This is a genomic window from Streptomyces sp. NBC_00012 (genome assembly GCF_045040875.1).
Classification (GTDB): domain Bacteria; phylum Actinomycetota; class Actinomycetes; order Streptomycetales; family Streptomycetaceae; genus Streptomyces.
Genome location: NZ_CP108310.1, coordinates 1,177,457 through 1,198,693 on the forward strand (window position 1 = coordinate 1,177,457; position 21,237 = coordinate 1,198,693).

Sequence of the window (21,237 nt, forward strand, 5' to 3'; positions counted from 1 at the left end):
GGATCTGGAAGTGCGCACCGCGAACGCGTCAAGCTGCCTCTTGCGGCCCTGTTTGCAGCTTCGTCGCCGCTGCAGGCGCCACCAAAGTTCGGTGGACAAGGGGGCGTGAACATGCTCGGGACGTTCGCGCGCGTGCGGGGGGTACCGGGGAAGGCGTGGTGGCGAAGTGCTGCCAGCCCTGGCAGGTGGTCACCGGCCATGCTCCGCGGGCAAGGTCCTGGCCGGCCAGGGGTGTGCACTACGGCGGCGTCGCCGCTGGGGCCGGCCGAAGCCGGGCCGGGCTGACACGGCGGCGGCCGAGCCCCCGGCCGTACCGGTATCCGGGGGCGAGACGCCCATGCAGCCGCGCGGTTGCGCCTGGAGCCTCGGGCGCTCGCCGCGCGGGCCTGGTCCCCGACCTCGCCCGGCGCGTCCCGGAGGCAGGTGTGGGTCAGGCACCGGACGGAGTGTCAGGTCTGGTTCCGGACAGCGCGTCGGTGTAGATGCCCGTCATCGCGGTCACAGCCCGTCGGCGGTCCAGGGCCGGGTCCAGGCGGTGCTGGATGTTGATTCCCAGGGTGCCGCCGAGCAGCGCCGCCGCGACGGCCTCCGGGTCGGTGACGTGCGCACCGGTCGAGCGCAGGTGGTCGGCGTACAGGCCGCGGATCTTGGCGTACTCCTCGGCGTACGTCGTGCGCAGGGCCGACTCGCGGCTCACCGCCTCGATCAGGAGTGTCGAGAAGATGTGCGCCTCGGGCCGGGACATCAGGGCGAAGTTCGCCTCGATCAGCGCCTCGATTCCGGCGTCCGGCCCGGCGACGGCCAGGCGCTCGCGCATGAAGTCCGTGCCCCATCGGAACGCTTCCTCGATCACCGCCTTCAGCAGCCCGTCCTTCGAGCCGAAGTGCCAGGCCACGGAGCCCCGGCTGATGCCGGAGCGCTCCGCCACGGCCTGGACGGACGCCGCGGCGGACCCGCCCTCGGCGGCGAGTTCCCACGCGGCGGCCACCAGCCGGCGCTGGGTCTCGGCGGAGATTTCCTGCTTGCGGGTCGCACCCACGCGGTGTCCTTCCCAACGTTGCGGCGGCCTGACACGGCCGATTCTGTCACGCCGGCCGAGCAGCGCCGGGCCGGCGAGCTCTTGCCTATGCTATCGGTCCAATTTTATGCTGAGCGTCCAACAACTAAGGAGGGTTCGTCATGGAACTGATCGACCTCACCAGGACGCTGGACCCCGCCGACCGCGAGCGGCTCCCCGAGCAGCTGCGCCCGCTCGCCCCGGTGATCGCGCCGGCCGTGGCCTACGCGCACCCGACGGGCGAGGGCCGAGAGCAGTTCGCCGCCGCCATGCACTGCAGCGTCGAGGACCTGCCCGACGGCGAGGGCTGGGGCGCGGAACTGCTCACCGACTTCAACTCCCACCTCGGCACCCACGTCGACGCCCCGCTGCACTACGGCTCGACCTGCGAAGGCAGGCCCGCCCGCACCATCACCGACATCGCCCTGGACGAGCTGTGGTGCGAGGCGCTCGTGCTGGACCTGCGCGACCGGTGCGAACCGGACGCCCCGATCACAGTCGAGGCGCTGGAGTCCGCCCTCGCCGACAACGGCGCCCCGGTCCCGGCCGGCGGAGCGGTCCTGCTGCGCACCGGCCAGGAGCGCTACGGGCTGTCCGACCCTGAGTTCTTCCGCTACCCGGGCATGAGCCGCGAGTCGACGCTGCTCCTGGCCGACCTCGGGGCCAAGGTCCTGGGCACCGACGCCGCGGGCTGGGACCTGAGCTTCCCCGTGATGGCGCGCAAGTTCCGCGACAGCGGCGACAACTCCGTGCTGTGGGATGGCCACCGGGCCGGCCGCGAGCGGGAGGTCTTCATCGTCCAGCAGCTGACGAACCTCGCCGCACTGCCCCCGTCGGGGTTCCGGGTGGCGTTCTTCCCGATCAAGATCGCCCGCGCGAGCGCCGCCCCCGCCCGCGTCGTGGCCTTCGTCTGACCCCCGATCCCCGCAGACCGACCCCTGCACCCTGCTGAGGAGAGGAACCGACCATGAAACTCGCAACCGTGGAGCACGACCGCGCCGAGCGGACCGCGCTCGTACTCGACCAGGGCGAGCGCCTGCTGCTGCTCAACCGCGCCCACCGCCTGGTGACCGGCGAGCACGCCCCAGCGCTGACCACCATGCAGACGATCATCGACGGCGGCGAACCCGTGCGGCAGACCCTGGAGCGGCTCGCCGCACAGGCCCCGCCCGAAGCGGTCGTCGCCGCATCCGAGTTGCGCTGGCTCTCCCCGCTGCCCAGGCCCGTACAGATCCGGGACTTCGGCAGTTTCATGGATCACTTCCGCAACGCCCGCTCCCGGATCCAGGGCATCCCGGCCGACCAGGTCGAACTGCCCGCCATCATGCTCGAACGCCCTCTGTACTACGTGACCAACCGGCTCTCCGTGACCGGCCACGACAGCGACATCCACTGGCCCGCGTACTCCTCCGTGCGGGACTACGAGCTGGAATTCGCCTGCGTGCTGGGCCGCGACGGCACGGACATCCCCGCAGCGGACGCTCCGTCGTACATCTTCGGCTACACGATCTTCAACGACTTCAGCGCCCGCGACACCCAGCTGGAGGAGATCGCCACCGGGCTGGGCCTGAGCAAGAGCAAGGACTTCACCGACTCGAACGTCCTGGGCCCGTGGATCGTCACCGCCGATGAGCTCGGCGACCCGTACCGGCTCACGATGACCGCCCGCATCAACGGCGAGGAGGTCAGCCGGGGCACGTCCGCCGACATGCACCACACCTTCGCCGACATGATCGCCTTCGCCTCCCAGTCGACCCGGCTGCATGCCGGAGAGGTCCTGTGCTCGGGCACCGTGCCCACCGGCTGCGGGCTGGAGCACGGCCGCTACCTGGAACCGGGCGACACCGTGGAACTCGAAGTCTCCGACCTGGGCGTGCTGCGCAACCGGGTGGTGTCATGAACCGCGAAGCACTCATCCTCGGCGTCGGCGCCACCCCCTTCGGCCGCCACCTCGACCGCAGTGCCGGCGACCTCGTCGGCCAGGCCGCACACGAGGCACTGCGCGACGCCGGACTCACCCCGGCCGACGTCGGCGCAGTCTTCCACGCCACGGTCAGCCAGAAGGCGATCGACGGCCAGCACATGATCCCCGGCCAGGTCGCCCTGCGCCCGCACGGGTTCGCCGGGGTACCCGTAGTGAATGTGGAGAACGCCTGCGCGGGCGGCGCCACGGCCCTGTGGCTGGCGATCGCCCACGTACGGGCGGGCCTGTCGGACGTCGCCCTGGCCGTCGGCGTGGACAAACTCGTCTGCGCCGATCCCGCCCAGGGGCTGGCGGTGTTCGACGGGGCCATGGACATCGCCCACCGCGAGGAGACCCTGGCCGCGCTCGCCGCCCTGACCGAACCTCTGCCGCCCGAATTGTCCGTGGATGGCGACCGGTCGGTGTTCACGGAGATCTATGCCTCCCTGGCCCGCGCCCACATGCAGCGCTTCGGAACCACCGAAGCCCACCTGGCCGCGGTCTCGGCGAAGAACCACGCCCACTCCGTCCACAACCCCCGGGCCCACTTCCGTCGAGCGTTCACCGCGCAGGAGATCCTGGCGGCGCGGCGGGTGGCGTGGCCGCTGACGGTGCCGATGTGCTCACCGGTCAGCGACGGGGCCGCCGCCGTCGTCGTGACGCGCGCCGACTTCACCCGTGACGAGTCGGCCGTGGCGGTACTGAGTAGTGTCCTGTTGTCGGGTACCGACCGGGCTGCGGACGACGCCGGGCGGCACATCGGCCGCCGGGCCGCGCTCGCTGCCTACGAGAAGGCCGGCATCGGTCCGCAGGACGTCGACGTGGCGGAGGTCCATGACGCCACTGCCTTCGGCGAGATTCAGCAGGTGGAGAACCTGGGATTCTGTCCGATCGGCGACGGCGGCCCGTGGTCGGCATCGGGCGCCGGCGCGCTCGGTGGCACCGTTCCGGTGAACCCGTCCGGAGGACTCGAATCGCGCGGCCACCCGGTTTCCGCCACCGGACTGGCGCAGGTCTTCGAACTGGTCACGCAGCTGCGCGGCCGGGCGGGCGAGCGCCAGGTCCCCGACGCGCGCATCGCCATCGCCGAGAACGGCGGCGGCCTCTACGGAATCGAGGAGGCGGTGGCCGCCGTGACCATCCTGGGGAGGACCCGATGACGCCCGGCTACGCGGACCTGATCCTGTCGGCGCTGCGCCGGCGGCCCGAGCGCACCGCCTTCCGCTTCACCGGCGACGACGGGACGAAGCACACCTGGACCTACAGTGAGACCGCGGAACGGATCGAACGCACCGCGGCCGCGTTCGGACGACTGGGCCTCATGCCCGGCAACGGGCTCGCCCTGCTGTGCGGCCCGAACCCGCAGGCGTTCACCGTCATGGCCGCCGCCTGCCTGGCCGGACTGCGCTACACCGCCCTGCATCCGCTGGCCACCGCGGACACGGACCGGACCGTCCTGCGCGACAGTGTGTCCGACTGCCTGGTCGTGGACGACACCCGCTTCGCCGCCCGCGCCCGCCCCGACGGCACCAAGGCGATCTCCCTCGCCGAACTCGACCGCATCGCCGCAGACACACCCCCTGGTCCGAATGACCCACGCGGCCCCGCGCTCTACCTCTTCTACACCGGCGGCACGACCGGTGAACCCAAGGGCGTGATGCTGCACGACCGCTCACTGCTCGCCAACGCCTGGGCCTGCTCCACCTGGGCCTGGCCACCGGACACCCACTTCCTGATCACCACCCCCATGTCGCACGCCGCCGGGCTCCTCGTCGCCCCCGGCCTGCTCCACGGCGCCGGCTTCGAGCTCCACCCCTCCTTCGACCCGGACCACGTCATCGACGCGATCGAACGCGACGGCGTGAGCGCCACGTTCGTCGTTCCCACGATGCTGTACGCCCTGCTCGACCACCCCCGCCTCCTCGCAGCCGACATGTCGGGGCTGAACTGGGTCCTCTACGGCGCCGCACCCGCCGACCCCACCCGGCTCGCCCAGGCACACCGGCTCCTCGGCCCCGTGCTCAGCCAGCACTACGGCCAGGCCGAGGCCCCCAATGCCCTGACCGTCCTGGACCCGGCCCAGCACCGCGACGACCCGCACGTCCTGGGCAGCTGCGGCCGGCCGATGCCCGGCGTGGAGATCGCCCTGCTCGACCTGCACGGCCGGCACGTACCAGCAGGCGAGCCCGGCGAGCTGTGCGTCCGAGGACCGCTCGTGATGGACGGCTACTGGAACAAGCCCGAACAGACCGCAATCGCGCTCGACGGAGGCTGGCTGCACACCGGCGATGTCGCCCGCCAGGACGACACCGGCCTGATCACAATCATCGACCGGATCAAGGACACCATCATCACCGGCGGATTCAACGTCTACCCGCGCGAGGTCGAGGACGCCCTCGCCACACACCCGGCCGTCGCCGCCAGCGCCGTCTACGGCACCCCCGACCCGCACTGGGGCGAAGCCGTCACCGCCACCGTGGTCCTGCGCCCCGGACAGCAGGCCACCCCAGCCGATCTGACGGACCACGTCCGCGCCCGCAAGGGCGCACTCTGGGCCCCGAAACTGCTCCATCTCGCCGATTCGCTGCCCCTCACCGCCCTTGGCAAGATCGACAAGAAGAAACTCCGCAACCAGCCCTGAACAGGGCTCGGGCGCGCAATCCGCCCCACTTCCTCAGATGACACACGGCCGGCGCCGAGCGCACCCTGGCGCGTGCTCCCGCGCCGGCCTCACGCTCGGTTTCTCCCATGGCCTTCGGAGATCGGCTGCCAACGGGCGGGCGAGACGAGTTGGGTGTAGGCGGCGAGGATGAGCCAGGTCCACCGGTCGGCCGCTTCCGGGGCGCGGATCTTTGGGCAGGCCCAGCCGAGAGTCTGTTTGAACAGCTCATCCAGCTGCGGCTGTACTTCGTTCACAGTGCAGCACTGTCGACCACACCGCCTTCCGGCCGGGCGATTTTCGGGCGACCTCGACCGCCATCACACGAAGATCGGCACTCACGCTGCGTACGCGACCACTTCTGTGACGCGACCACTCTCAGTGGTCCGCCTCGCGTTCGAAGTCCAGGTGGTACGTATGGTTGTGCCACCTTCTGTGAATGTCATTTCGATTCCCTTCCGGGAGTTACCTCGCATTGCTCGGCAAGATGTTGCCACTGAGCTGCCTGGGCGAGAGGGGTCGCGCGTGTTCGTCGCCAGCGAAGGCCCGCGAAGTTCATGGCGGCGTGTGCCAGGGTTCCTGGCATGACTTCGACACCGGACGGACGTCCTATCCCACCCGCACATGCTGGCGAGCGCGCCATGCTGGAATCGTGGCTCGATTTTCACCGTGCCACTCTCGCCCTGAAATGCTCGGGCCTCAAAGACGATCAATTACGGCTGGCCTCGGTTGGGCCGTCGTCGATGACACTGCTGGGCCTCGTCCAGCACATGGCCGAGGTGGAACGCAACTGGTTCCAGCGTGTGTTCGCAGGCCAGGACGTGCGCGCAGTCTTCGGGGAGAGCAACGTCGACGGCTTTGCACTTGAGGGTGGCCGAGGACTCGACGAGGTCACAGCGGTCTGGCAGGCAGAGATCGTTCGAGGGCGTGAGCTCATCGCTGCCGCCTCGCTGGACGACTCCGGTCGGCTGTCTGAGCAGGAAGCCAGCCACGTAGGTGACGGAGGGGTTTCGCTGCGCTGGATCATGGTCCACATGATTGAGGAGTACGCACGTCACAACGGCCATGCCGACCTGATCCGAGAGCGCATCGACGGTGTCGCCGGGGCGTGAAATGCGGTTAGCGGCATTTTGTTCGGCTGGCTCTATTTGCCAGTAGTGTCGTGACACCGTCACCGCTGTTACGACAACAGGACTCTCTTTCTGAGTAGTTGGAGGCCTGCCCGGCCGAACATTTGGCGCTTGAGCATCTTGATCCGGTTGACATGCCCTTCGACGACACCTGAATTCCAGGGGAGGGTGAGGCCGGCGATGACTGCTTCGCGGTCGCGGTCGATGCCCGCAGCGAGAGTATGGAGGCTGGAGAGGTCGTCCTGTCTGACGGCGTCGAGCCAGTCCGGCAGGCGCTCGCCCTGGCGCTCGGTGAGCATGGTTGCGAAGGACCGGACGTGCCTGGTGAGAGCGTCGATCTCGGGGCAGCTGGCCCGTACGTTCTTCAGGTGGAGGTGTTCGGTCTCGGAGAGGGTTTCCGGGCGGCGGAGGACCCATCCGGCGACGGTCCGAGGCGAGGGCGGACGCGCTGTCACGGGCCGCGGCGAGGTGCGCTTCTGACGGAGGTAGGCGCGAACGCGCTGGTAGCTGCCCTGATAACCGAGTGGGACGATCTCTTCCCATAGTTTCCAGGCATTGGTGCGGCCCTCGTTCCAGCGGTCGTCGAGCTAGGGCTTGTACTCGTCGAGGACGGAGGTTCGGGTCCGCCACTGCCCAGTGAAGAGGTCTTCCGGCCTGGCGGCGTCCGCGTACCGTTTGACGGTTCGGCTGGTCATGCCGAGCTGTCGCTGGATCGCGCGACGGCTGTGCCCTGCCTCCACCAAGGCGTGAATCGTGGCATGCATGGTCCGGGTCCGTTCGGCGAACCGGTGACCGGTCGGCCACGGCGAGCCGGACGACTCCTCCGCCGGGGCGGCCTCCGTCTCCGGCGTTTCAGACGTCTCGGGTACCAGGACTCGCAGGCATCGACGGTGCTGGGCGATGCTCCGCTCGGCTGCCTCGCTGAGGTTGTGCCAGAGATGCCACCGGTCCGCGACCTGCACAGCCTGCGGGGCGCCGACGCTGGCGCCCTCGGCGAAGAACGGGGCGCGGTCGCGGCGCACGACCTCGATTCCGGGCCGCTGAGCCAGCCACGCGGCCAGGCTAGATGACTCCCGGTCAGGCAGCAGGTCGATGGGTCGGCGGGTTTCGACGTCGACGAGGACGGTGCCGTAGTGGCGGCCCTTGCGGGTGGCGTACTCGTCCACGCCAACCACCCGCGGAGCGGGCACCTCCGGCTCGGGAAGCGCGTCGACCAGCCGCAGGACCGTGCTGCGGCCGACCGGTGCACCCATGATGTCGGCCAGGCGGGCGCCGGCCCGGCCAGCGAGGGCGAGGCCGATCGCGGCCAGGGTCGAGCGCAGGCGCTCGGTCCGCTGGCCGTGCCTTCGAGTCAGGCCACGTATCTGTTCGACGAACGTGTGGCGTCCACACTCCGCGTTCTGGCAGGTGAACCGGCGGACCCGCAGCTGGAGTACAACGCATCGCCCCGCACTCGGAACATCAGCGGGAAACCGCAGGTATGAGCCGTGAACCTGGGCCGACCACGCCCCGCACCCCGGACACGAGGCACCCGCGGCGGTGCACCGCGCATCAACACGCACTATCGCGATGTTCACGTCCACCGACAGCACCGCGACGTCCGCGATCGACGGGAACAACAACAAAGCAAGTTCAGTGGTCACTCACAGTGCACGCGTCACACAACCTGAGCCAGAACCCGAGTAGGGAAGTCTCGCTGGCCGCGACCATCGCGGTGCGCGAGCAACTGACACCGGAGCAGGCCGCCTACAGGGCCCAGGCCCTGCTGGAACCGTACGCAGAAGACCTCAAGACAGCCGAAACCCGGGAGCGGGCCATCCTGCTGCTGCACCACGAGGACCCGGCGACCGGAACGGCCCGCGCCCTCTCCCACGAAAAGTCCGTCACCCCCACCTACGCTGACTACCAGCACCACCTGCACCTGCAGATCCACCGCCTGGTCGCCGAGAACCGCTTCGCCGACGTCATCGTCGTCGACGGCCGCCCGGTGGCCGCCGTGCAGGACGACCTGCGCCGACGCATGCACCCGCACACCGCCCTCGTACCGGCCGGATGCCTGCCCGGAGTCCGCATCCTCGCGCTCGGCGGGATGTCCGAGAGCGGCAAGAGCACCGCGGGGGAGTACCTGCGCACCCGCCACGGATATGCCCGGCTGAAGATCAGCTACCTGATCGAGGACGCCGCGCACCGCGCGGGCATTCCTGACCCGTACTCCATCGCGCCCGTGGTCCGCGCGGAACTCCTCCTGGACGGCCTGGACCGGTACGCGGCCGCCCACCACTTCCACGACCGCCTCACTCTGGAATCACTTTCTTGAGAAGGTCCCCCTCACCACCGAGGCCATCGCGGCGTCGGAGCCTCCGATGCGCTCCATAACCGTCTTCGTGGGGTGCTTGCCGAAGAGAACCACGGGGTTATAGGCGATCGCTGTCTGGACGATCTGTTCCTCTTGGCGACTCATACCCTGCCGGGGCAGGAGGGCCCTGATCCTCCGCTCGGCGAAGACCGCACCGCGCTTGTCCCAGGCCACATCGAAGGCTTCCCGCACGTCCTGGCGAAGCTGCTTCAGAGTGGCAGCCACCATGGCGGGCTTGATGTCGGCCTCGCCCGCCGTGCTGATCACCCTCTATGACCGCCTCGCCCGCCGCCAATACCGCTCCTTGAGGAGGCGAGGCACGAATCGGTCTCAGTCCGGCAGGGCTGCCAGTGCTTCGCGCAGCTCATCGGTTGAGTACCCAGTGCGTAGGGAAATCTCCCGAGGACTGTGAGCATGGAGGACCCAGTGCGCAGCGGGGGCCCACCACTGCGCGACGCTCGCGGGAACGGTGACGGTCATGTGGGCGGGCGCCGCCCGAGTGTGATTGTCTCCGTCGTGGGCAAGAGCTGGTGCGGCGTCCGATTCGGGGAGCGTCGTTGAGAAAACGAGTGTCAAACGGAGAGCTTCCCCATGCTCTTTGGACTGGCGACGAGCGCTCCTGAGCCGTGACAACAGATCTTCCAGTTCTTCGGCATCGCATCCGAAGCCCTGCAGTTTCTCGGCGGGGAACTCATTGAGTTCGCGTGTCAGGAAGTAAAGCCTCGTGAACTCCGAGTGGGAGAGGCTGACGCTGCGGCTGGTTTGCTCGGACATACCGTTCCTCTTACTCCAGGTCCTCGAAGTAGGAGTATCCCTCCTTGGGGGTGAACACGGTGCCCCCGTCACCGTCCACGATGACCACGGCCTCCTTGTCCGGGTCCCAGAAGGCCTCTCGATCATTTCGCAGTCCGTATTTCGGGTCGATGTTGGGTATGCGCTGGTTGATCACTCCGTCGACGTAGAACTTCAGGGCCTTGGGGTCGACTCCTCGCACGTAGTGCGTTCCGTTGCCGTCGGGGCGGAGCGCTTCACCGTTGGCGTGGTCCGCGATCTTCTCCGACTCGGGTTCGAGGTCGTAGGGAGCCAGTCCGAGCGGGTCGGTCAGCCGGATCGGGGAACCAACCGCCGCACGAGTGTCCGGAGACGTAGTGCCGCTCAAGTACCAGCGGCAGGGCGCCGGGCAGACTGGCGTCCGTGGCGGACATGAACATCTCGCCGGTTGCAACGTCGACCGGCTCGCCCTCTCCGCACTTCTCCTTGGTGCACTTGTCGTGCTTGTTCGGCTCGCCGTCGGCACGCTCAGCGGCGCTGCCGTCGCGACGCAGCGCCCGCTCGCGGCTCGCCAGCCGCTGAGCGGCAGTCTTGGCGGTCGAGGCGCCCTTCCGCAGGGCGCCCCCGCCGCCGGTGGCGAGGGCGAGCAGTAGATCCGGGGTGAGCTGGCCGGCGGCACGGCTGGGGTTCCGCTGCCACTCATCCCAGTTGGTGACGGCCTTGGCGAACTCCGTGGGGTGGTTCGCGGCGTACGCGGCCCCGTCGATCATGCCCGCCAGTTGCAGGCTGGCGCCATCGGGGCCGTCCTCGGCCATGTACTCGAACTGCTTCCACATGCCCTTGGCGCTGTCGCCCATGCCGCCGAAGAAGTCCCCGACGCCCTTCTTGAAGCGGTTCCAGCCCTCGGGCGCGTTGGGGGCCTTCTCGGCCGCCTTGGCGAGCTTGGCCTTGGAGTCATCGACGACGCCCTGCAGCTCGCTCTCCAGCTTGTCGAGCCGGCTATAGCAAGAGTCCAGCCCGGTGATGGGATCGTCGTCCGGCGGCCGCACGGGCAGCGTATCGTCCCCGCGGTCGACAGCGGCGTTGTAGGCCCTGACGTTTTCCCAGTACTTCTTCGACGCAGCCCTTACCTCGTCCGCATCTTCGATGATCGGCTTGACCCGCTTCTGCACGGAACGCAGCTTGTCGGCGTAGGCGTCCAGAGCGCCCGCCGCGGAGGTGAAGTACTTGCGTGCCGACTCCAACTCCCTGGGCAGACGCTTGCTCGCGTCCTGGAAGCTATCGGCCGCGGCACCGGTCCACGGCAGCAGGGACAAGTCGGTCAGCTTGTCGTAGCCGTCCTTGAACGCGCCCGCATAGACACGGAGCTTGACGACCAGTCGGCGCAAAGTTCTCGAGTTGCAGCAGGTCCGCCATCATGTAGGCCGCTATGGCCTGCCGCAGGCCTTCGACGATGGAGTCGGCGTGCTCGGCGAGCCGCCCCATGCCGAAACCCCACTCGGACAGCACGTCCTTGGCCGGCTTCTCGATGTCGACGGTGGCCGCGTTCTGGATGCCCTGGGCCATGGACTTCCAGTCCTGCTTGATCTTGTGCGCCGCGACGACGGACTCCTCCATCGGCTTCATGATCTTGCGCACCTCGGCGATCTCGATCCTGTAACCATCCCCCGGCTCAGGCCCATCCGCTCCGCCCCCTGCCATGTCTACTCCCCCTCCGCCTCTGTCAATTCCTCCAGCATCGCGGCCTCCAACAAGAACGGGTTCGGCCCCAACAGGTCCACCAGCGCCCGCACCCCTTCAGGCAACAGCTCTACCAGGTCCTCGGCCGTGGTCGACGCCCAGTCGCATGCTCCCGCGAACAGAGCCAGCCCCTCCCAGGAGGTGAAAACCGGCACTACCGGACCATCCACCGTCTCGGACACGAAAAAAAACCGGGGCTCTCCGGCCGCTGGAAGTACAGTCGTGCGGCACGCAGTTGAGCCAACCGTTCCGCCGGAGACATCCGCGCCATCGCCTCGTCGCGGACCAGGTCACGCAACGACATCCCTATTCCCCCTCTTCCACCCGAGCCCTGAGCTGGATGAAACACGGGAAGGATCACCGCATGTCCATCGGCATCGCGGCTGGTCGGGAGAGCAATGAAACCGACTGGAACGGCCCTGTGGCACACGCCGACACCACAGCCGGCTCCCTCGTGTCACCGTTCGTCGATCTGGACGCCGTTGCGGACGGGTACTGCGCGGAGGTGGGATGGAGCACACCGCGCTGATCCTTCGGGTCGGCCGCCGCTCCCGGGGCGGCGCCGGTAGAAGACAGGCTTGTTCCGGTCCGCCGCGCTTCGCGATCACTATTCGCCGACGATCCCCCGACGTACGCCGCAGACAGGCTCGGGTCACCCTTCGTGAGAGTGTGGCCGGATGCTGCAGATTCAGGAGGGGGAGGACGGTCATGCATAGGAGCGCACCGCTTCAGCTGACACGCACCCACCGGATACTCATCGGTCTTGTGGTCGCCGGAGCGGTGCTCATCGCCGCGATCGGGTTCGCGGGTTCGTACGCGGCGGTGCGCGAGCTCGCCCTCCAGAAGGGCTTCGGGGACTTCTCGCTGGTCTTCCCGATCGGCATCGACGCGGGCATCTGTGTCCTGCTCGCCCTGGACCTGCTGCTGACCTGGCTGCGCATCCCGTTCCCGCTGCTGCGCCAGACCGCCTGGCTTCTGACCGCCGCGACGATCGCCTTCAACGGCGCCGCGGCCTGGCCCGACCCGCTCGGCGTCGGCATGCACGCCGTCATCCCGGTGCTGTTCGTGGTCTCCGTCGAGGCCGCCCGCCACGCGGTGGGCCGGATCGCCGACATCACGGCCGACAAGCACATGGAGGGCGTCCGCCTCACCCGCTGGCTGCTCTCCCCCGTCCCCACGTTCAAGCTGTGGCGCCGCATGAAGCTCTGGGAGCTCCGCAGTTACGAGCAGGTCATCAAGCTCGAACAGGACCGGCTGATCTACCAGGCCCGCCTCCAGGCCCGCTTCGGCCGCAACTGGCGCCGCAAAGCCCCCGTCGAGTCCCTGATGCCGCTGCGCCTGGCGAAGTACGGCGTCCCGCTGGCCGAGACCGCCCCGGCCGGCCTCGCCGCCGCGGGCATCGAACCCGCCCTGCTCCCCCCGGCCCCCGCCCCGGCCCAGGCCGCTCAGGTCCCGAAGCAGAGGCAGAGTCCCGCCCTTGAGGCCCCTGCCGCGCAAGAGCTGGAATTTGCACAGCTGCGTGCCGGAGAACCGAAGCCGTCATCCCAGGTGCGTTCAGCGGCTGCCGTACGGCCGCCCGAACCGGCACCGGACGATGCCAGCGCCGACGGGCGTCTTGCCGACGCCTACCAGGCCTGGCTCGCCGCCTATAACTCCGAGCCGACGAGTGAGCATTTCGCTATCTGGCTCCAGGACCGGTACGGCATCGCCACCGCAGCCGGCGACCCGCTGTCCCGCGAGCAAGTCCAGCCCCTGCTGCAGGTGCTCAAACAGCACGGCGCGCCCGCATCCGATGGCGCGTCCAGCCTGGATGCTCCCCAGGACGCAGCTGACGAAGAGACATGGGCCGACTACTTCTACAACGCCGGGCTCACGTACGCGGCGGAACGAGGCTCGTACCCCGACGCCGACGCCCTCGCTGAGTACGTGTACCAGCGCGACGGCATTCTGGGAGCCACCGGGCAGCCCATCACCGCAGACGAATTGCGTGACTACGTCGCCTGGTTCCAGGCGCAGGACCAGGACGACGACGGGAGTGAGTCTGCTCCGCAACGCCAGGCTCAGTACAACGGCGACGTCGACTCCGAGGCCGATCCGGCACCGGCGGCAGCGGACCAGACCGCCGAGGCGGCCCCCAACCACGAGGGCGACGAGAGCCCCGACGAGGACTTCCTCCCGAGCGGCACCGACGATGACCCAGAGGAGCAGCCCGGCACGCCACCATGGTTCGCCGCCGACCAGCAGGATCAAACGCTGCCGACGGATCGGCATGCCGTACACGCGTCCGGGCGGGAGAGTAGCGGCCGCAGCGTCGTCCAGGTGAGAGTCCCGAAGCCCCGTGATGAGGGCGAGCCCGACACCGAGGAGTCGGCCCCGGACATCCGTGAGAGCGAGGTCGAGCAGGAGGCCGAGCAGCAGGACGGCTCTCACCTGACGGGCCCGGCACGGGTGGAATTCCACTACCGACAGTTGTCACCGGAGGAGCAGCAGCTTTCGGCGAAGGCTCTTGCTTCGGTCTTGGCGGAGCGCTGCGGCTACCAGGAGGGCACGGTGCGGAAGTACCTCGGGCCGATCAAGCGGGCCGCCGGTGTGTGACGTTCCACCGCGGTGGTCCGCCAGGCCGTCCGTGACGTCCGCACCGCCCCGCCTCCGCCGCCCGCCGATCCGCCGGCGGAACCTGCGCTCGCCGCGCTGCGCGCCGCCGTCGACGACCTCGCCGCCAGCACGCACGCGATCGGCGAGCTGATGCTCGAAGTCGCGCCGGCCTACCTGTCCGACACCGACGCGGCCGACGTCCTCGCCCTGTTGTGCGAGGAGATCGGTGAGGAACTCGACCACGGCCTCGCCGCCCGCCGTTACGCGATCACGTCCGACCGCCGCGCCCTTCATGGCACCGCCCTCTGAGCTGTTCGCCCTTTCTGGGAGTTCTCGCTTTCGTGTCCGGGATGGTTCTCAGTTCGATGTCCGACCTTGGGCGCTGTGGGGCGGGCCGATTCGGGTGTTTCTATGGGGCGTTGAGGAGTGGTGGCCGGGCGCTGTTGCTGGACAAGCAATGAGGATTGGCTGGTCACTGGGTGAGGATTACCTGGTCAGGGAAGTGAGAGCTCCCACAAGGTCTCCATGACGATCTCCTCGTGGTCCCCGGACATCAGTCGGTCCGGCCCATGCGAAGCACCGTGACAGACCGGCAGAAAGTATGTCAACTACCCTGATTTCAGGCGTACTTGCGCACACTCGCCTAGATCCGCACCCGCGTACGCGAGCCCCCGGGTTCACCCGTCCGGGCTATTTGATCCGTGGTCGGGCCGACCAGCGGACCGTGGTCGGCCCAGACCATCCGGCCCGACCACAGGCCCGACCATGACCCAGGCCAGGACCACGGCCCGGCCCGGGGCACCCCTGAACGCCCGACGGGCACCGGACCGACGACGAGCACGACCAGGAGCACGGAGCCAGCACCGCGCCCGCGGCTGCTGTCCGCCGAGCGGATCGAGCACGGTGCACTCCTGGGCACTGCTGACGCCGAGCAGCTGCGGACGGCCCGCTTACGCAGGTCAGACCGTGCGGGCAAGCCGGTCCCGGACGCGGACACCTCTTTCACGCGATAGCCGTGGCAGAGGTGGGATCAGGGTCCGGGCGGCGCGGTGTGCGGCTGCCCGTGCCTGAGCCGGGCCGCCTGATGCCGAGCGCGTACGCGCGGCCTTGCCCCGCATGGGTGATCAAGGTTGCTTCTCATCCTTCTGTCCCATGCACGGACGTAGCGTCACCGGTGTTTTCATACCCAGCAGTACGAAGGAGACGAAGTGTCCGCCGAACCTGAATCGCCCACCTACACGTTCGAGCTGAAGCACAAGATCGAAGGCCAGCCCGCGGATGCCTTCGAGCTCACGCTCATCCCGTTCCAGTGCCACGAGGTGAAGGTGACGTCCGGTGCCGCCGCTGCTGCCATGACCCTCCCCGCACTGACGCCGCGTGACTCGGAAGTGGTGAACCAGGTCAGCGTGCAGCGGGTGACCGGCGGGTACGTGGCCAACGGTGCCATCTACACGAACTGGAGCTGGAGCGAGCACCCGCTTCTCCCGCTTCCCCACCTCGGGTACAGGAAGACCGAGAGCTGGCCGCCCAACATGTCGTTCGAACTCGTCGAGGGGAGCAACCACCTGATCTTCACCCTCGACAAGGAGTTGGCGTGGTAGCCGCTCACGGATCGGGAGCCTCTGCACCGCGGTAACGCTGACCGAGGGTGTGGGTATGACCGGGCCTAGGCGCCGGTGCATGCCCTGACAGTGCGCCGTCCGCGCGGTGCTGACACACCATCTCGCGGACGGCGGGCCGCACGCCCGGATCACCGACCGCCGCCAGGCGCTGCGCCGCCCCATGACGCCGCTGCGGCCGGGACGGGTCCCCGGTGGACCACCGCCCGGCCGCAGGGCGGCAGAGCGCCCGTCAGGCGGCGTCCGGCCCCTGGGGTCGAGCTGCTGCTGTCCATCGGGGCCTGGAAGCCGGAGTTTTTGCTGACCGGTCCGGCGCTGAGGGACCAGGGGCTGATGGTGACCGGGCTCCTGGAAGCGGGGTGGCCCCGTGAGCACCTGCGGCAGGTCATTGCCGGGCGTCCGCTGCCGGACCCGCTGCACCGCACGGTCGGGGCTGTGGTCTCGGCTCGACTCCGGGCCGCGGCCTCGATGCCGGTCCCGCACCTGACCGTGGGCACCGTGCCGCACCAGGCCCCTGCCCCCGACCTGCCGTGGACGGACCAGCCGCCCGCTCCGGCCACGCCGACGCCCCCGACGTGGTCGGAGCGCCAGGAGCAGGATGCCCAGCTGCGGCGCGGCGCGGACGCGCAGCGCGGGTGTGACGGCGACGACCACATGTGCTCGGTACTCGCCGTGGTCGGCGAGACCCTGTGTCCCGAGCACCTGGGGTGGCCGCTCTGCCCCGGCGGCTGCACCCGGCGGACCCCCGACGGCGCCATGTGCGCTACATGCGTCGAGCAGATGCAGCTGCTCAGCGCCGAGGCGATCGAGGCCGAGCCCACCGACGACGGCACGTGCCCCGGCCACGCCGGAGTCCCGTGCGGGCGTCCGGTGCTCGTCCTCGGTCTGTGCGGCCGGTGCCGGATGCGGGCCCAGGAGGAGCGCGACCGCGTGGAAGCTGAGTGGCAAGCGGCCGTAGCAGAGGCAACCGCAACCGCAGCGGCAGCAGAGGCCGCAGAGGCACACGCACCGTTCTAGGCCGCCTGTGCGCCCCTCTGAGCGACTGTCAGCCGCTCCGGGCCTCCCAGCCCTGAGCGGCCCGCGATCGCGGCACAGGCGGGCGCACGGGGGATCCGTTCGCTGACGAGTGACCAGTTCGCACGACGAGGAGGAGAGACTCATGCCGGAGCGGACCATCGACTTCGGGAAGTTCGGCGCCCGGGGCATCAAGGGCAGCGACGCCGTCGCACGCAAACTCGACGAGCTGGCGGACGGCATCGTCACCCCGGTGACCGTGAAGCGCGGCCTTATGGCCCGTCTGCACTACCTGACCCGGACCGACCACAGCCGCAAGGCGGCCCGGGACGCCGGACTCACGGTGACCGACCGCACGCTGAAGGCGTGGCTGGACGAGAAGCGCCGGCCGTCGAACGCCAACCTGGAACGCATCGAGGCCGCCTACCGCCAGGTCCGCCGCCAGAATGTCGCCCGGCACCTCCTGCGACGCCTGAATGCCAACGGCGGGACACGGGTCGAGATCCACCCGCTGAACCAGTCGCAGGTACCGCGGCCGCTCCAACGGCTGGTGGAGTACCGCGCGATGAACGTCCGCCGATGGGACCGCATCGTCGAAGCCTGGTCGGCCGGCGCCCACCAGGCCCTCGACGACTCCTGGGAAGACGTCATCGTCGACCTCGGATCCCAGTGGGGCCAGTACGAGTACGTCACCAACATCGGATTCGCCGCCTAGAACGCCCCTGTACGTCGATTTGAGCGCCTGTCAACTACCCCGTGTCTCTGGGGGGGGCCAGGGCGGTCGAGTTTGGCCGTCAGATCGCCGCACGGCGAATCGGGAGTGTTTGCGGCGCTTGAGTTGGGGACTGGTGAGCAGCTGGCGGCAGCGCGCGGTCTGCCGGCCGCCGTGGTGCTCGCGTCCTGCCCGGGGTCCGGGGAGAGGGCCGTTGGGGGCGGTCGCTGTGAAATGTCCGTTGGTGCAGGTGAAGCCGATGCCTGCCCGGAAAGGGCATGGCCATCGGCTTCACTCGGGCGGATGCGCCAACATCCGGACCCGTAATCCCTGGTGCGCCGGTTGGAGCCAGTAGCAATCAGGGCAAGGGCGGCCCCTACTGGGAACGCGCGCCTTTCTGGAGACGAGTGTGCCTGGAGAGTGGCGATCACGCAGAAATGGGCGGGCGCGAAATTGAATCAACGCAGGTCAGCTCCGTGGCGCCAGGCCGGTCCGTCCTGTACTGCGTGGTAGGGCGAACACAAGCGGTACAGCTCGCCCCGCTACGGCCCGCAGCCTGCACAGCCAGGCCCCGTGGCCTGCGCCTCCCCTCCCCAGGCATCCCTTTTGTTCGCATTGGGGGGTTGTCATTCTGTCGTGGTAGGCGTCGCGCGGTGCTCTGACCTGCGCTGCAGAGCCATGCCACGGCCTCGTGATGCCCCGCCGGCCCGCTACATCACGTCCTTGATGGAGAAGTTCGGCATCGAGATGAGCATTGGCACGTTGGTGAGACAAGTGGCTGACCTCCCCTCAGGACCCCTTACGAGCCTGGGAAACTTGCCCCAGCAGTCCACGTGTGCGCAGGGAGCGCCAACTCCCGAAGACCGCACAACACGGGCTTTCCGGTTGGAGCCAAGTAGCACCGTCCGGCGATCTCACGGTCGCCGGGCGGTAGTTAGGGAGACCCTGTCATGGGCAAAAAGCCCATCGTCGCGGCGAGCACCGCGACCATCGAGTCGGCGTCGGCCGACACCACCACCATCACGATGAGCGGCCGGTTCGCCATGCCACACGCACTGGTGATCATCGCGTCCATCGCCACCGCCGCGTTCCTCGCCCCCGACGCGATGACCGTCCAGGACGTCCTGCTGCTCCTGGCGGGCGCTGGCGGCATCGGCGCCGGAGTCGTCCTCGTGGTCGTGACCGGAGGCCGCAACGGCAGCCGGATCGGCCGGTTCGCCCGCGCGTACTTCAGCTCGGACAACTGAGGCGGCCGCGTGGGACGCCCCGAGAACAACGTGGACCAGACCGTTCCCGCACGCGCGGAGCTCGCGGAGTACCTCCGCGAACGCCGACGTGCAGCCGACCTGACCTACAGCCAGATGTCCGAGGGCGGCTGGCTCTCGAAGGCCACCTTCGAGCGGGCCGCCTCCGGCTCGACCGTGCCCGCCTGGGACACCGTCGAGCAGTTCATCACCGTGACCCTCACCGAGAAGGACGTCTTCGGACCCGAGGTGCTCCTGACGCGCGGCCACGAGCTGTGGGTCAGGGCCCGCCGGGCCACCCGAGCGCCGTACTACGTCCACAAGGCACCCGACCCCACCCTGCTCTCGGACACCGCGGGCTTCCTCCGCGCGCTGCGCCACCAGCATGTGTGGGCCGGCTACCCGACTCCCGGCGAGATGGAGTCGATGGCCGGGACCGGGATGCTCCCCAAGACCACCGCCCGCCGCATCATCGCCGGGGACGCACTGCCCGTGGATCCCCCGCAGGCCCTCGCCTTCCTGCAGGCCTGCTACGTACAGGGAGAAACGGAACTCGAACGGTGGCTCTCCGCCGCCGTCCGGGCCCTGCGCGACGACCCGACCCGGTCGAAGGACATCGGCAAATGGGTAAAGGCCCACCAGGAAATGGCCCGGCGGGCCGAGGAGAAAGAGTTCGCATCGGTGACCCTGTTGCGCGACCAGGAGGGACAGCGCGCAGCGTGATGTGACGCAACACCTGCCCGGAGCACCTGGATAGAACGACTGCGGCGCCTCCCACTGGGAGGCGCCGCAGCCATGTGGGGCAGCGGTTCAGCTGGTGATCGGCACCGATCCGTCCCGCATGCGTCGGGTGTTCGTGCAGGTCACCATGCCTGTAGAGGCGTGGTCGGGGTGTTGACATCCCCTCTGCGCACCCCCCTGCCGCCCGACTACCGAAAGAGAAAGGGGTGGAGGCGGGGCGGGCGGAGCGCCTCGGGGATCGGCGGCCGGCAAGTCCCTCTCGCGCGTCGGCGGGGCCGCGCGCGGGCCGGGCCTGGTGCCCGGCCGTTTCTGGGGTGGGGGCCGAAGCGGTGGAGGTGTACAGCGGCTCTGGGCGTCAGACGCAGTGGGGCCGCGTAGAAGCGCCCCTGTGCGGCGTCCGGAGCGCCTGTGACGGTAGCTAGTGCTGTGACCGGGATGGTTCACCGTGGTCGGGAGACGGCTCACGGGACGAGCGCGGTCCGCGAGGCAACTGGTATTAATGGTGCATGCAGGAAGAGACCGCGCGGTCCGCGATCGACACGTTCATCTCCGCGTTCAACGCCTCGGACGACAGCTATGTGACTGCGCTGCTCTCCCAGGCCCTAACCTCGGACGTGGTCTTCTGGGGGCCGTTGGGCCGCAGTGAGGGGATCGAGGCGGTCGAGCGGTTCGTGCTGGACATCCGGCGCCACCCGGCGGGGACCGGCACGATGGTGCGCTGTTCGGCGGTGGACATGCCGGGCGAGTGGGCCCGGTACCAGTGGGTCTTCACGACGCCGGATGGAGGCCCCCGCCTGGCGGGAACGGACGTCGTGCATCTGCGGCGGAGCCTCATCGACCAGGTCATCGTCTTCGCGGGGGAGATCGAGCCGTCCGCCTCTTGAGTCATTCTCCTCTGGCGCCGTCCTTCTCCTGAACCGGCCCCGTTCGGGGCTCCGGGTCTGTCCAGCCGAGATCATCTTCACAACGCTTCGGTCGTCTGACCGTTCGATAGGGTGGGGCCACTGGCTTCGTCCCTGTGGGGCCAATGAACCTCGCTCAAGACAGGCGGCTGAGTTCGCGGCGCAGCGGCCGGGGCACGACGTCCCGCATCCCAACCCTCCGCGCGGAGGGGCTTTCGTGTTTATCGGGCGAGACCGAGAGGGGATCCGTGCTGATTCCCGAAAAGAGCGGAGTTGGTTTTTGACGCACTTTCGGATTCGGGATTCACGGGTTCACGGATCCCGAATCCAGTTCCCTTCCGGTGCTCAAGGGTCGCGATTTTTGATGGTGGGTTAATTCGGGGGAGTGGGGTTTTTGAGGGCTCGTGAGGTGCCTTAGGGGTGCGTGCTGATTCCAGATCTCATCTGGGGTCAGGTTTTGACGCACTGTCTGGGTGGGCGTAGTTCCGGTGCCCGGCCCGTTCCTCACGGTCCGTCACATTTCGTTCCGACCGAGGCCACCCCTCCGCCTAGCCAGCCGCCCGCGTAGCGGGCTCTGAGCAGCCACGAAGTGGATGCTCACACGGTCGGTGCGGAGCTCCGACCGTAACCAAGGGCCACGGAGTGGCCCGGCATCCCGGGCCGCAGGCCCGATACCGCGCGGAGCGCGGTGCCTGCTTTTCCGCCGCGTAGTGGCGGCGCGTCGTGTCTGCGGG

At 68.9% G+C, this 21,237-nt stretch carries 23 protein-coding genes and 2 pseudogenes; 15 read left to right on the forward strand and 10 right to left on the reverse strand.

Features of this window, described 5'->3' with window-relative positions; all coding sequences use genetic code 11:
- Nucleotides 1-430: 430 nt before the first annotated feature.
- Nucleotides 431-1,039 (reverse strand): TetR/AcrR family transcriptional regulator, encoded by a 609-nt coding sequence (locus OHA19_RS44235; RefSeq protein WP_331748753.1) that lies wholly within the window; start codon nucleotides 1,037-1,039, stop codon nucleotides 431-433.
- 140 nt (nucleotides 1,040-1,179) lie between these two features.
- On the opposite strand from OHA19_RS44235, the gene OHA19_RS44240 reads away from it, so the two are divergent.
- Genes OHA19_RS44240 through OHA19_RS44255 form a run of 4 tightly spaced genes read left to right on the forward strand, consistent with a single transcriptional unit; the run spans nucleotide 1,180 to nucleotide 5,661 of the window.
- Nucleotides 1,180-1,971 carry a cyclase family protein gene (locus OHA19_RS44240; protein WP_329865608.1) on the forward strand — a complete coding sequence of 264 codons (792 nt, stop codon included), beginning with the start codon at nucleotides 1,180-1,182 and terminating at the stop codon, nucleotides 1,969-1,971.
- A 53-nt stretch (nucleotides 1,972-2,024) separates the two neighbouring features.
- Nucleotides 2,025-2,957 carry a fumarylacetoacetate hydrolase family protein gene (locus OHA19_RS44245; protein ID WP_331748746.1) on the forward strand — a complete coding sequence of 311 codons (933 nt, stop codon included), beginning with the start codon at nucleotides 2,025-2,027 and terminating at the stop codon, nucleotides 2,955-2,957.
- The gene (locus tag OHA19_RS44250; RefSeq protein ID WP_331748742.1) at nucleotides 2,954-4,180 is read left to right on the forward strand and encodes a thiolase family protein; all 1,227 of its coding nucleotides are present in this window, start codon (nucleotides 2,954-2,956) and stop codon (nucleotides 4,178-4,180) included. The genes OHA19_RS44245 and OHA19_RS44250 overlap by 4 nt, the downstream gene beginning before the upstream one ends.
- A complete protein-coding gene (locus tag OHA19_RS44255; protein ID WP_331748739.1) occupies nucleotides 4,177-5,661 on the forward strand; it encodes an AMP-binding protein in 1,485 nt (494 codons plus the stop codon). The genes OHA19_RS44250 and OHA19_RS44255 overlap by 4 nt, the downstream gene beginning before the upstream one ends.
- A gap of 51 nt (nucleotides 5,662-5,712) precedes the next feature.
- Here OHA19_RS44255 and OHA19_RS44260 read toward each other — a convergent pair.
- Nucleotides 5,713-5,906: pseudogene (locus OHA19_RS44260) on the reverse strand (transposase); the annotation flags it as partial.
- 357 nt (nucleotides 5,907-6,263) lie between these two features.
- Here OHA19_RS44260 and OHA19_RS44265 point away from each other — a divergent pair.
- Nucleotides 6,264-6,791 (forward strand): DinB family protein, encoded by a 528-nt coding sequence (locus tag OHA19_RS44265; protein WP_331748736.1) that lies wholly within the window; start codon nucleotides 6,264-6,266, stop codon nucleotides 6,789-6,791.
- A 68-nt stretch (nucleotides 6,792-6,859) separates the two neighbouring features.
- Here the strand turns inward: OHA19_RS44265 and OHA19_RS44270 are convergent, their stop codons facing one another.
- Both OHA19_RS44270 and OHA19_RS44275 read right to left on the reverse strand, forming a co-directional pair.
- A complete protein-coding gene (locus OHA19_RS44270; protein WP_331748733.1) occupies nucleotides 6,860-7,264 on the reverse strand; it encodes a transposase in 405 nt (134 codons plus the stop codon).
- Nucleotides 7,265-7,396: 132 nt separating this feature from the next.
- Complete coding sequence (locus OHA19_RS44275; protein ID WP_331748730.1) at nucleotides 7,397-8,452, reverse strand: ISL3 family transposase; 1,056 nt, start codon at nucleotides 8,450-8,452, stop codon at nucleotides 7,397-7,399.
- A gap of 5 nt (nucleotides 8,453-8,457) precedes the next feature.
- Here OHA19_RS44275 and OHA19_RS44280 point away from each other — a divergent pair, with 5 nt between their 5' ends.
- Nucleotides 8,458-9,126, forward strand: a complete 669-nt coding sequence (locus OHA19_RS44280) for a hypothetical protein (RefSeq protein ID WP_331748727.1) — start codon at nucleotides 8,458-8,460, stop codon at nucleotides 9,124-9,126.
- On the opposite strand, the gene OHA19_RS44285 is transcribed toward OHA19_RS44280, so the two are convergent.
- The 6 genes from OHA19_RS44285 to OHA19_RS44310 form a co-directional block, all read right to left on the reverse strand.
- On the reverse strand, nucleotides 9,115-9,432 hold the full coding sequence (locus OHA19_RS44285) for a hypothetical protein (RefSeq protein WP_331748723.1): 318 nt from the start codon (nucleotides 9,430-9,432) through the stop codon (nucleotides 9,115-9,117). The genes OHA19_RS44280 and OHA19_RS44285 overlap by 12 nt on opposite strands.
- A gap of 63 nt (nucleotides 9,433-9,495) precedes the next feature.
- Complete coding sequence (locus OHA19_RS44290; RefSeq protein WP_331748720.1) at nucleotides 9,496-9,939, reverse strand: hypothetical protein; 444 nt, start codon at nucleotides 9,937-9,939, stop codon at nucleotides 9,496-9,498.
- Nucleotides 9,940-9,949: 10 nt separating this feature from the next.
- On the reverse strand, nucleotides 9,950-10,159 hold the full coding sequence (locus tag OHA19_RS44295; protein WP_331748717.1) for a hypothetical protein: 210 nt from the start codon (nucleotides 10,157-10,159) through the stop codon (nucleotides 9,950-9,952).
- A 34-nt stretch (nucleotides 10,160-10,193) separates the two neighbouring features.
- A complete protein-coding gene (locus OHA19_RS44300) occupies nucleotides 10,194-11,324 on the reverse strand; it encodes a putative T7SS-secreted protein (RefSeq protein WP_331753992.1) in 1,131 nt (376 codons plus the stop codon).
- A complete protein-coding gene (locus OHA19_RS44305) occupies nucleotides 11,215-11,637 on the reverse strand; it encodes a hypothetical protein (protein ID WP_331753990.1) in 423 nt (140 codons plus the stop codon). Before OHA19_RS44305 ends, OHA19_RS44300 begins: the two co-directional genes overlap by 110 nt.
- Before the next feature lie 2 nt (nucleotides 11,638-11,639).
- On the reverse strand, nucleotides 11,640-11,858 hold the full coding sequence (locus OHA19_RS44310; protein ID WP_331748708.1) for a hypothetical protein: 219 nt from the start codon (nucleotides 11,856-11,858) through the stop codon (nucleotides 11,640-11,642).
- Between the two features lie 182 nt (nucleotides 11,859-12,040).
- Here OHA19_RS44310 and OHA19_RS44315 point away from each other — a divergent pair, with 182 nt between their 5' ends.
- The 9 genes and pseudogenes from OHA19_RS44315 to OHA19_RS44355 all read left to right on the forward strand — a co-directional run bounded on the left by OHA19_RS44315 (nucleotide 12,041) and on the right by OHA19_RS44355 (nucleotide 20,485).
- Nucleotides 12,041-12,205, forward strand: a complete 165-nt coding sequence (locus tag OHA19_RS44315; RefSeq protein WP_331748705.1) for a hypothetical protein — start codon at nucleotides 12,041-12,043, stop codon at nucleotides 12,203-12,205.
- Nucleotides 12,206-12,384: 179 nt separating this feature from the next.
- A pseudogene (locus tag OHA19_RS44320) lies at nucleotides 12,385-13,116 on the forward strand (DUF2637 domain-containing protein); the annotation flags it as partial.
- Nucleotides 13,117-14,283: 1,167 nt separating this feature from the next.
- Complete coding sequence (locus OHA19_RS44325; RefSeq protein ID WP_331753984.1) at nucleotides 14,284-14,580, forward strand: hypothetical protein; 297 nt, start codon at nucleotides 14,284-14,286, stop codon at nucleotides 14,578-14,580.
- A gap of 899 nt (nucleotides 14,581-15,479) precedes the next feature.
- Nucleotides 15,480-15,872 (forward strand): hypothetical protein, encoded by a 393-nt coding sequence (locus OHA19_RS44330; RefSeq protein ID WP_331753981.1) that lies wholly within the window; start codon nucleotides 15,480-15,482, stop codon nucleotides 15,870-15,872.
- Nucleotides 15,873-16,223: 351 nt separating this feature from the next.
- Nucleotides 16,224-16,907 (forward strand): hypothetical protein, encoded by a 684-nt coding sequence (locus tag OHA19_RS44335; RefSeq protein ID WP_405753408.1) that lies wholly within the window; start codon nucleotides 16,224-16,226, stop codon nucleotides 16,905-16,907.
- A 142-nt stretch (nucleotides 16,908-17,049) separates the two neighbouring features.
- Nucleotides 17,050-17,619, forward strand: coding sequence for a transcriptional regulator (locus OHA19_RS44340; protein ID WP_331754687.1), 570 nt, complete (start codon nucleotides 17,050-17,052; stop codon nucleotides 17,617-17,619).
- Nucleotides 17,620-18,566: 947 nt separating this feature from the next.
- Nucleotides 18,567-18,863, forward strand: a complete 297-nt coding sequence (locus OHA19_RS44345) for a hypothetical protein (RefSeq protein WP_331753975.1) — start codon at nucleotides 18,567-18,569, stop codon at nucleotides 18,861-18,863.
- 9 nt (nucleotides 18,864-18,872) lie between these two features.
- Nucleotides 18,873-19,583 carry a hypothetical protein gene (locus tag OHA19_RS44350; protein ID WP_331753973.1) on the forward strand — a complete coding sequence of 237 codons (711 nt, stop codon included), beginning with the start codon at nucleotides 18,873-18,875 and terminating at the stop codon, nucleotides 19,581-19,583.
- A 524-nt stretch (nucleotides 19,584-20,107) separates the two neighbouring features.
- The gene (locus tag OHA19_RS44355) at nucleotides 20,108-20,485 is read left to right on the forward strand and encodes a nuclear transport factor 2 family protein (RefSeq protein WP_018088611.1); all 378 of its coding nucleotides are present in this window, start codon (nucleotides 20,108-20,110) and stop codon (nucleotides 20,483-20,485) included.
- Nucleotides 20,486-21,237 lie beyond the last annotated feature (752 nt).

Coding starts and splice junctions, on each gene's coding strand:
- OHA19_RS44240 (WP_329865608.1), top strand. CDS start 1,180: ATGGAACTGATCGACCTCACCAGGACGCTGGACCCCGCCGACCGCGAG.
- OHA19_RS44245 (WP_331748746.1), top strand. CDS start 2,025: ATGAAACTCGCAACCGTGGAGCACGACCGCGCCGAGCGGACCGCGCTC.
- OHA19_RS44250 (WP_331748742.1), top strand. CDS start 2,954: ATGAACCGCGAAGCACTCATCCTCGGCGTCGGCGCCACCCCCTTCGGC.
- OHA19_RS44255 (WP_331748739.1), top strand. CDS start 4,177: ATGACGCCCGGCTACGCGGACCTGATCCTGTCGGCGCTGCGCCGGCGG.
- OHA19_RS44265 (WP_331748736.1), top strand. CDS start 6,264: ATGACTTCGACACCGGACGGACGTCCTATCCCACCCGCACATGCTGGC.
- OHA19_RS44290 (WP_331748720.1), bottom strand. CDS start 9,939: ATGTCCGAGCAAACCAGCCGCAGCGTCAGCCTCTCCCACTCGGAGTTC.
- OHA19_RS44305 (WP_331753990.1), bottom strand. CDS start 11,637: ATGGCAGGGGGCGGAGCGGATGGGCCTGAGCCGGGGGATGGTTACAGG.
- OHA19_RS44315 (WP_331748705.1), top strand. CDS start 12,041: ATGTCCATCGGCATCGCGGCTGGTCGGGAGAGCAATGAAACCGACTGG.
- OHA19_RS44335 (WP_405753408.1), top strand. CDS start 16,224: ATGGTGACCGGGCTCCTGGAAGCGGGGTGGCCCCGTGAGCACCTGCGG.
- OHA19_RS44340 (WP_331754687.1), top strand. CDS start 17,050: ATGCCGGAGCGGACCATCGACTTCGGGAAGTTCGGCGCCCGGGGCATC.
- OHA19_RS44345 (WP_331753975.1), top strand. CDS start 18,567: ATGGGCAAAAAGCCCATCGTCGCGGCGAGCACCGCGACCATCGAGTCG.
- OHA19_RS44355 (WP_018088611.1), top strand. CDS start 20,108: ATGCAGGAAGAGACCGCGCGGTCCGCGATCGACACGTTCATCTCCGCG.